This window comes from Streptomyces sp. NPDC046203, from assembly GCF_040646255.1.
GTDB lineage: Bacteria > Actinomycetota > Actinomycetes > Streptomycetales > Streptomycetaceae > Streptomyces.
Map to the genome: position 1 here is coordinate 25,068 of NZ_JBEYZX010000058.1, position 9,815 is coordinate 34,882.

Below are 9,815 nucleotides of genomic sequence, written 5' to 3' on the forward strand. Positions count from 1 at the left end.
CGTCGCCGTCCCCGACCCCGGCCTCGTCGCCGTCGCCGCCCTCACGAGCCCTGCGGCTGGCGCGCGGCACCGGTGGACAGACGCGGACCCGTGGGCAGGAAGGTCGACCATTCGGCGGGGATGGGCGTCGGGTCGACGTTCTTGTACCCGAGGCGGCTCTGTGCCTGCTGGGCCTCCTGCTCCCGTTGCTGCTTCTCCTCGGCCGAGCCGGTGGAGCCGATGCCCGCGTCGTCGCCGGTGGAGGTGTCGCCGTTGGACTGCATCGCGTAGCGCAGTCCGGTGTCGGTGACGAGGAAGAGGAAGCCGGTGGTGGTCGTGGAGCCCTTGAACTGGCGGAAGAGCTGGCCCGATCCGGGGGTGACGTACGCGCTGCTGGAGCCGGTCGGCAGGGTGGCGGGGAAGTCCTTGCCCGCCCAAGTGCTCAGGGTCGTCGCCCCGTTGTCCCCGTCCACCTTGCGCAGGACGTTGCACACGGTGTTCCGGCGGCCCGCGCCGATGCCTGCCTCGTTGACGGGTACGGGCTCGGCGCTCGGCCACTTCTTGTCCTGGCCGAAGGCCTGGCCCGGCTGGAAGGCGCCACCGCTGACCGGGGTCGCCTGGCCGGCCTGGCCGAGGTCGACAAGCTGGCGGCTGTTGAGGAGCAGCTTGGCCGTGAAGTCGGTGACGGGGGCGACCCGGTCCTTCAGGACGACGTACATCTGCTTGCGGGTGCCGTCCGTCGCGGACAGCACCATCCCGACCTTGCCGACCCCGTCCGGCAGGCCGCCGACGTCGGCGGCGGTGCCCGCCTGGCCCGGGAGGGTGGGGAAGGAGATGGCGTCGCCCTGATGGAGGGTGCTCAGCCACGCGGTGGAGACGCGCTGGGCGGCACGGCCCTGGCCGACGAGCTGCCGCAGGAGCAGTTCGTCCTTCTCGACGGGGTACGCGGTGCCCTTGGCGTCGACGACGTAGCGCTGGGCCTCGGGGCCGGGGCCCTCGACGTAGAGCAGTTCGCCGCCGGTCAGCCGCTCGGAGCCGTCGGTCTTGCCCTCCTCGCGCTGGGCGAGGACGAACGCCGCCTTCTGGATCGCGCGGCCGCCCTCGCCCGGCCGCTCGCACACGGCCCAGCGCTTGGCTCCGCCGGCTTCCTTCTCGTCGGGGAGACGGTCGGGGGCGTACGGGATGCCGAGGGTCGCGCCGTGCGGGATCTTGCCGTCGTCGAGGGCGGATTCGTCGACGTTGATGACCTTGCCCTTGGACGGGTCGAGGAGCAGCTTGGCGGAGGACATGTTGAGGACGGGGTGGAGCTGGATCTTGTCGCCGGTCTTGAGGACGACATAACGAGTGGTCGACTTGCTCGCGATGATGACGTTCTCGTTCGGGGTGTCCCAGCCCTTGGGAGCCACCGGCTTGAACATGCCCCACGCGCCGAAGACCGCGAGGATCACCACGCCGACGATGGCCCCCGGAGCGACCGCGCGCAGCGGGCGCGGGGCGCCCTCCTCCGAGCCCGTCGGGTTCGGCTGAACGAACTGTGCGATCAGTCTCCGCTTCGCGAAGGTGTAGGCGTTCAGTTCATCGCGTCGTGATGCCATCTGATTCGTCGTCCCTCTCCCCGTCGGGCGACCAGGTTCCCACATCGGACAGGCCGCTCAACCGCCCCGCCGACCCCTACTATGCCTGGCGGCACTTGCGTCTCACCGCTCAGGTAGGGTGATCGCCCGGTCAACGCCCAGGGGAAATCGGCTATTACGGACACGAGGGGGCAACGCGGCGATGAGTACGACGACGCGTGCGCGAAACGGGCGGCGGACCACCGGCCGGGAGCCGGAATCTTCCCGACGGCAACGCAGCAATGAAACGCGCGGCGGGCGGCGCCGCGAGCCCCGATCGGGGGCGGCGCCGGGGGCAACGACGGCCGCTCCCCCGGCCGTTCCCGCGACCACGACGCTGCGCCCGCTGTCGCGCACCAGCCGGATCGGTCCCGTCCAGCTGCGTCAACTGGTGCTCGTGGAGGCGGCGCTCGCGCTGGTGGCCGTCGGATTCGCGCTGGGCGGGCTCTGGTTGGTGCCCGCGTGTGCCGTGGCGGCCGTCCTCCTCGTCCTGACCGTGATCCGGCGCCGGGGCCAGGCCGTGCAGGAATGGCTGTCGACCGCGGCCGCGCTGCGCTCCCGCCGGCGCAACACCGCGCCGGCCGCGCCCGATTCGGACCCCGCGCTCGTTCCGGTGACCGAGAACGTACGGGGCTTCGGCGCCTCGCCGTACGTCGACCGCGACCACCGCACCGTCGGCATGCTGGGCGACGGCTCCTTCCTGACCGCCGTGTTGCGCGTCGAGGCGAGCGGTTCGGCGCTGCGGCCGGTCTTCGGCGCCCGCGCGTTCCCGCTCGCACTGCTGGGTGACGCACTCTCGGTCGACGGCATCGTGGCCGAGTCGGTGCAGTTGCTCCAGCAGGTCCACGCGGCCCCGGCGCCGCACCTCCCCCGCGAGGCCGTGGCCCGGCTCGCGTACACGCCGCTGCAGGAGAAGACGGGGGCGCCCGCCCTGCGGCTGACCTGGGTGGCCGTGAAGCTGGATCCCGAGCTGTGCCGGGAGGCGGTGGCGGCCCGCGGCGGCGGCCTCGAAGGCGCGCAGCGCTGTCTGGTCCGGCTCGCGGACCATCTGGCCAGCCGTATCACCGGTGCCGGCTTCCAGGCCGTCGTCCTCGACCAGGAGGAACTGAACGCGACCATCGCGACGGCCGCGTGCACCAGTCCGCACGCCGCCGCGCGGGCGGGCCGGCCGGGCGCGGCGCCGCAGCGGCGCACAGCCGAGACCGCGCGGGTGTGGCGGTGCGACGACCGCTGGCACACCACGTACGCGGTCGGCCGCTGGCCGGAGCTCGGACGGGGCGCGACGCCGCTGCCCCGTCTCGTCTCGCTGCTGACCTCGGTGCCCGCGTACGCCACGACGTTCAGCGTCACCGTCCGGCGCGGCAAGCGGCACGGGGACATGGAGGTCGCCGGCCACGTACGGATCACGGGAGGCTCCGACAACGAACTGGTCCGGGTGCGCCGGACCCTGGAGCAGGCGGCGCGGACCGCGAAGGTCGGTCTGCTCCGGCTGGACCGCGAGCAACTGCCCGGCCTCCTCGCGACGATGCCGCTGGGTGGTGCTCGCTGATGGGGCTGACGGGGCTGACGGGACGAGGTGGAGCGGTGAAGGGACTGCGCGGTCTGATCGGCCCTCGGCACGCGGGGCACAGTATGCCCGCGGACCATCTCGGGGCGCTGTCGCTGCCCGTCGGCGACGACGGTGTGGTCATCGGGGAGGACGCCGAGGGGCGGCCGCAACTGGTGGGCTTCCACCGCTCGACGCCGTACGACGTGCTGCTCATCGGCGGTCTGTGGACGGCGCAGGTTCTGGCGCTGCGTGCGGCCGGCACCGGGGCCCGGGTCGTGGTGGAGACCGGCCGGCCGCGTGAGTGGGTGCGTCTCGCCCAGGCGGCGGGCGCGGGTCTGGAGTGCATGACGCTGCACGACGTGGGGCGGGTGCCGCCGCTGGGCGCGACCGTCGGCAGTCCGGTCGTCGTGGTGCGGGACTGCGGCATGCGGCCGCCGCGCGGGCGGGTCGTCTCGTCGCCGTGGCAGTCCGTCCTGACGCTGCTGCCGTATCTGAGCCCGGTGGCACCGCGGTTGATGCGCGCCGCGACGCTCGTCGGGGTGCAGCGGGTCTCGCCGCAGGAGGCGCAGCAGACGGGGCGGATCCTGGGGCTCGCCCAGAGCGAGGTCGACGCCCTGCCGACGCTCGCGGACGGGGTGACGCTGTGGTGCGGCGGCGGTGAGCGGCACTGGGTGATGACGACGGCCATGGACGCGGAGACGGGGCTGCTCGGTACGGCCCGCCGGATGGACTGAGCGGTCGAACGGGTCCACGCGGGCCGGCGATCAGCCTAGTATCCGTACGGTGACCCAGAGCGATCTCTAACTGCTCGGCGGCACGGGACACTTGGGCCACCCTCCGGCCGTAAGCGAAAGGAACCACCATGGGCAGCGCACAGGAAAAGGACGAGCTGTACGCCCTCGACATCTCGGATGTCGAGTGGAACGGCGCTCCCGGCACGAGCCCGGACGAGGAACGGGTCGAGATCGCCCATCTGCCGGGCGGCGCGGTCGCGATGCGCTCCTCGCTGGACCCGGACACCGTGCTGCGGTACACCGAGGCGGAGTGGACGGCGTTCGTACTCGGCGCGCGGGACGGCGAGTTCGACCTGCGCTGAGTCCCGTCCCGGACGACGTGCGCACCGGCCTCCGCGGCCGGTGCCGGACCGGCGGTCGCTCTCCGAGCGGGGAGCGACCGCCGGTTCGTCATGAGCGGGCACCGCACGGACGTACGGCCATACGGACAAACGGAGGTGCGGGGGCACGGAGGTCCGGAGGTACGGGTGTACGGACTCCGTCGCCCGAAGCCCCGCGCCGTCCACTCGCCCGATCGGATGAGTGCCTCCGGACGGGTGTACGGGCTTGGCTCGCGCGGCTCTTCGAACGCCGTCGCACGGGAGTCACCGGAGCGCGGCACGTGACGCAGGGGACAGCTTCCGGGGGTGGACGGGCCTGCCGCAGCGGTGTTGCGGACGTTTAGGGTGGGTCGGGGCGCGGCAGTCGACCCGCGGGCATGTTCGTCATGTTCCCGGGGTGAGCCGGGCCGATCGGCAGTGAACGGTGGCCCCGACGCACGACGGCACAGGGTGCTCGACCACACCAGGAGGCAAAGTGAACGGCGATCGCGACGACATCCACGGGGACTGGAACCTTCCCGTCGACGAGTCCGACGCAGATCCCGCCGAGATGACGGGTGAGTTCACCATCGACTACACCGCTCCGGCCTGGTACACGCAGAACGCGTCGGGCGGAACGGGTGGCGGGGTGCCCACGCCTCCCCCACCGACCGGTGCGCCTCTCGCCATCCCGGACGGCTGGACCTCGAACCCGGCTGCTCCGGCACCCGCGGCGCAGCCGGCGAACGCTCCGGCCCCCGCTCCCGCGCCCGTTCAGGGCTCCACGCCCGCGCCGTTCGGCGGCGGGGACGTGGAGAGCGGGGCGACCATGCGCTTCTCCCCCGCCGCGCTGAAGCGCGAGATGGCGGAACGCGACCGGCAGTTGGCGGCCGAGGCCGATGACGGGGACGGGTCCGGGGAGAGCAAGGACGGGGAGAATCCGGCCGCTTCGGAGCCCGGGACGCGGGACGAGGTCGAGGCCGCGGCCGGCGCGAGCGCGGAGGCGGACGCGAACTCGGGTACGGGTGCGGGTGCGGACGCCGCCGGGAACGAGAAGGCCGACGAGGCCGACAAGGCCGTCGAGAACACCGAGCACACCGAGGGATCCGGGACCTCCGAGGAGCCCGCCCCCGCGACCGCGGCCGCAGCCGCAGCCGCCGCACTTCCCGAGGCCACCGAGACCCCCGAGGCCCCCGAGACTCCTGAGAACACCACCACCCCGGCGGCGGAGGCTCCCGTGACCCCCGCCGCCGAGGGCGCGCCGGGCACGGTCCCCGGTGCCGTGGGGCCGGCCATCGCCGGGCCGCAGGACGCGGCACCCGCCGCGCTGCCGCCGGCCGCGCCCGGTCCCGTACCGTCGCAGGGCGGGGCGCTGCCGCCGCTGCCGCCGTCGTTCCCGCCCGCCGGACCGGCGCCCGCGCCGCAGTGGCCCGCGCAGGGGGCGCCCGGCGAGCAGCCCGTCCCGCCGGCGGTGCCGCTGCCCGCGCCCGCGCAGCCGATGCCGGCCGCGGCCGGACCGGTGCCGCCGTACAACCAGCCGATGCCGCAGGGCGGTTACGGCTTCCCGTACCCGGGCCAGCCCGGTCAGTCGGCCGATCAGCCCGGTTACGGCTTCCCGCACCCCGGCCAGCCCGCACAGCCGCCCCAGACTCCCCAGGCCCCCCAGCCGCCGCAGGCACCACCGGCTCCTCAGCCCACGCCCGTGCCGCAGGCCGGCTACGGCTTCCCGCACCCCGGTCAGCCCGGCCACCCCGGACAGCCCGGGCAGCCCTCCGATCAGTCCGGCTACGGGTTCCCGCACCCGGCCCAGCCCCCGCAGGCGCCCCCGGCCCCGCAGGCCGGCTACGGCTTCCCCCACCCGGGCCAGCCCGGTCAGCCCGGTCAGCCCGCCGACTCCGGCCCCATCGACCCGCGCACCGGTGCCGCGTGGCCGACGCCCGTGACGCACGACCAGCGGGAGCGGTCCGTCCCGGGCGCCCCGCTCGGCTACACCGCGGCCGTCGAGCTGTCCTCCGACCGGCTGCTGCGCAACACCAAGCAGAAGGCCAAGTCGAGCCGGAACCCCGGCGCCGCGTCCCGCTTCAAGCTGGGCGGCAAGAAGGAGGAGGCGGAGCGGCAGCGGAAGCTGGAGCTGATCCGTACGCCGGTGCTCTCCTGCTACCGCATCGCGGTCATCTCCCTCAAGGGCGGCGTCGGCAAGACCACGACGACCACCGCGCTCGGCGCGACGCTCGCGACCGAGCGGCAGGACAAGATCCTGGCGATCGACGCCAACCCGGACGCCGGCACGCTCGGCCGCCGGGTGCGGCGCGAGACCGGGGCGACCATCCGCGACCTGGTGCAGGCGATCCCGTACCTCAACTCGTACATGGACATCCGCCGGTTCACCTCGCAGGCGCCGTCCGGTCTGGAGATCCTCGCCAACGACGTGGACCCGGCCGTCTCGACGACCTTCAACGACGAGGACTACCGGCGGGCAATCGAGGTCCTCGGCAAGCAGTACCCGGTCATCCTGACCGACTCCGGCACCGGTCTGCTCTACAGCGCGATGCGCGGGGTGCTCGACCTCGCCGACCAGCTCATCATCATCTCCACGCCGTCCGTCGACGGTGCCTCCAGCGCCTCCACGACGCTCGACTGGCTGTCGGCGCACGGGTACGCGGAGCTGGTGCAGCGGTCGATCACGGTCATCTCGGGGGTCCGTGAGACCGGCAAGATGATCAAGGTCGACGACATCGTGCAGCACTTCCAGACGCGCTGCCGCGGGGTGGTCGTGGTGCCGTTCGACGAGCATCTGGCGGCGGGCGCCGAGGTCGACCTCGACATGATGCGGCCGAAGACCCGCGAGGCGTACTTCAATCTGTCGGCGATGGTCGCCGAGGACTTCGTACGGGCGCAGCAGGCGCAGGGCCTGTGGACGGGGACGGGTGACGGACAGGGCGCGCCGCCGCACGGGGCGCCCCCGATGCCGGGTCCGGGCCATCCGCAGCAGTACCCGGCCGGCCCCGGGGCCCCGGGCACCCCCGGCGCTCCCGGGGTGCCCGGTCAGCAGCCCTATCCGTACGCGCAGCAGCCGGTCCCCGGTCAGCCGTACGGGGCGCCGCCGCAGCCCGGTCAGCCGTACGGCACGCCTCCGGTGCCGGGGCAGCCCTACGGCGCGCAGCCCCAGCCTGGCCTCCAGCCCGGCCTCCAGCCGGACCCCCAGGCCGGCCCCCAGCCCGGTCAGCCCTACGGGGCCCCGCCGGCGCCCGGTCAGCCGTACGGCGCGCAGGGAGCGGGGCAGCCCCCGATGCCGCAGGGCTGGCAGCAGCCCCCGGCTCAGGCCCCCGGTCAGCCCCCGGCGCAGCCGCTGCCGCCGCACGCGGATCCGTATGGACAGCAGCCGCCGCAGACCTGGCCTCCGCAGCAGCCTCCGCAGGCGCCGCCAGCCCCTCAGCAGTAAGGCGTCACAGGAGTAGACCAATAAGGCCCCGTACCGGTGTTCCGGTACGGGGCCTTTGTGTATTCGCGCAGACCACGCGGGGTTTGGCGGATCGTTGACGACGGCAGACCACCGCTGGTACACCTTCGCTTCATTCACCATCAGCCCAAGATCCACGGCATTGCCCGACGCACGCTTCCCTACGCGAGGTCACGTCCCATGCTCCTGGTCACGAAGGCTCCACCCCGTCCGTCCATCGCCCGCAGACCGGTCCGGCTGCTGCTCGCCGCCGGTGTCACCGCCGCCTCCCTCGTGGCCGTCGTCCCGGGCACGGCCCAGGCCGCGCGGGCCGAGGACGGCCGGCCCGCCCGTACGCTCACCGTCGCCATCTCGCAGAGCATCGACTCGCTGTCGCCGTTCCTCGCGCAGAAGCTGGTGTCGACCAGCATCCACCGGCTGACGTACGAGTACCTGACCAACTACGACGTGAAGGACGCGCACACGGTCCCGGGTCTGGCGACCGAGTGGACGTCCTCGCCGGACAAGCTGACCTGGACGTACAAGATCCGCAAGGATTCGATGTGGTCCGACGGGCAGCATGCCACCGCCGAGGACGCGGCCTGGACCTTCGGCAAGATGATGAGCGACCCCAACGCGGCCACCGCGAACGGGAACTTCACGGCCAACTTCAAGAAGGTCACCGCGCCGGACCCCGAGACGCTGATCATCGAGCTGAAGAAGCCGCAGGCGACGATGACGGCGCTCGACGTGCCGATCGTGCCCAAGCACATATGGGAGAAGGTCGGCGACTTCTCCAAGTTCAACAACGATCAGCAGTTCCCGATCGTCGGCAACGGGCCGTTCGTCATCACGGACTTCAAGGTCGACCAGTACGTCAAGCTGAAGCCGAACAAGCAGTTCTGGCGCGGGGCGCCCAAGTTCGACGAGCTGGTCTTCAAGTACTACAAGGACACGGACGCGGCCGTCGCGGCGCTCCAGAAGGGCGAGGTGTCCTTCGTCCCGAATCTGACGCCCGCTCAGGCGACAGCGCTGGGAACCCAGAAGAACATCAAGGTCAACGACGCCCCGGGACGCCGCTTCTACGCGCTGGCCACCAACCCGGGCGCCCGCGCCAAGGACGGGAAGACCTTCGGCGACGGCAACAAGGCGCTGCTCGATCCCGAGGTGCGCAAGGCGCTGTTCCTCGCCGTGGACCGCGGCGCCCTGGTCGACAAGGTCTTCCAGAAGCACGCCGTCGAGGGCGAGGGCTACATCCCGCCGCGCTTCTCCTCGTACTTCTGGAAGCCGTCGGACAGCCAGAAGCTGGCGTACGACCCGGCCAAGGCGGAGCAGGTCCTCGACGCCGCGGGGTACAAGAAGAACGGTGACGGCAAGCGGGTCGGCAAGGACGGCAAGCCGCTGGACTTCCGCATCCTGTGCCACGCGACCGAGCCCAACGACAAGGCGTCGGCCAAGTATCTCCAGGAGTGGTGGGGCAAGATCGGCGTCGGGCTCACGGTCGACTGCCTCGACAACGTCTCCGACCCGTGGCTGAAGGGCGACTACGACCTCGCCTTCGACGGCTGGTCGGTCAACCCCGACCCGGACTACGTGCTGTCCATCCACACCTGCGGCGCGCTGCCCGCGACGCCCAAGGACACCGGCGCCACCGACAACTTCATCTGCGACCCGAAGTTCGACGAGCTGTACGGGAAGCAGGCCGTCGAGTACGACCCCGCCAAGCGCGCCGGGCTCGTCAAGGACATGGAGTCGCGGCTCTACGACACCGGGTACATGAACGTCCTCGCGTACCCCAACGCCCTGGAGGCGTACCGCACCGACCAGATCGCCTCGATCAAGACGATGCCCGAGGCGGCCGGCAACCTCTACGGCCAGGACGGCTACTGGAGCTGGTGGTCGGCGGTGCCCGCCGGACAGGCGGCCGATGACGACGCGGACGGCGGGTCGAACACCGGCGTGATCATCGGGATCGGTGCGGCCGTCGTGGTCGTCGTCGGTATCGGCATCGCCCTCGGCATGCGCCGCCGTACCACCGCCGACGACCGCGAGTAGCCCGTGACCAGCGCATCCACGCCCGCCCCGGCGGCGCGGCCGGACGCCGGTGCCACTCCCGGCACCGGCCCGGCCCGCGCCGCCGAG

The 9,815-nt window shown here is 72.6% G+C and carries 6 protein-coding genes; 5 read left to right on the forward strand and 1 reads right to left on the reverse strand.

Annotated elements, in window-relative coordinates; genetic code table 11:
• Positions 1-41: 41 nt before the first annotated feature.
• The gene (gene eccB / locus ABZ990_RS28200) at positions 42-1,574 is read right to left on the reverse strand and encodes a type VII secretion protein EccB (protein ID WP_361237410.1); all 1,533 of its coding nucleotides are present in this window, start codon (positions 1,572-1,574) and stop codon (positions 42-44) included.
• 181 nt (positions 1,575-1,755) lie between these two features.
• Here eccB and eccE point away from each other — a divergent pair, with 181 nt between their 5' ends.
• The 5 genes from eccE to ABZ990_RS28225 all read left to right on the forward strand — a co-directional run bounded on the left by eccE (position 1,756) and on the right by ABZ990_RS28225 (position 9,728).
• Positions 1,756-3,141 (forward strand): type VII secretion protein EccE, encoded by a 1,386-nt coding sequence (eccE, locus tag ABZ990_RS28205; protein WP_361237413.1) that lies wholly within the window; start codon positions 1,756-1,758, stop codon positions 3,139-3,141.
• Entirely contained in the window at positions 3,141-3,875 is a 735-nt protein-coding gene (locus ABZ990_RS28210; protein WP_361237416.1) for a hypothetical protein, read from the forward strand. The genes eccE and ABZ990_RS28210 overlap by 1 nt, the downstream gene beginning before the upstream one ends.
• 128 nt (positions 3,876-4,003) lie before the next feature.
• Positions 4,004-4,237, forward strand: coding sequence for a DUF397 domain-containing protein (locus tag ABZ990_RS28215; protein ID WP_361237419.1), 234 nt, complete (start codon positions 4,004-4,006; stop codon positions 4,235-4,237).
• Positions 4,238-4,730: 493 nt separating this feature from the next.
• Entirely contained in the window at positions 4,731-7,676 is a 2,946-nt protein-coding gene (locus tag ABZ990_RS28220) for an SCO5717 family growth-regulating ATPase (RefSeq protein ID WP_361237422.1), read from the forward strand.
• 198 nt (positions 7,677-7,874) lie between these two features.
• Entirely contained in the window at positions 7,875-9,728 is a 1,854-nt protein-coding gene (locus tag ABZ990_RS28225) for an ABC transporter substrate-binding protein (protein ID WP_361237425.1), read from the forward strand.
• Positions 9,729-9,815 lie beyond the last annotated feature (87 nt).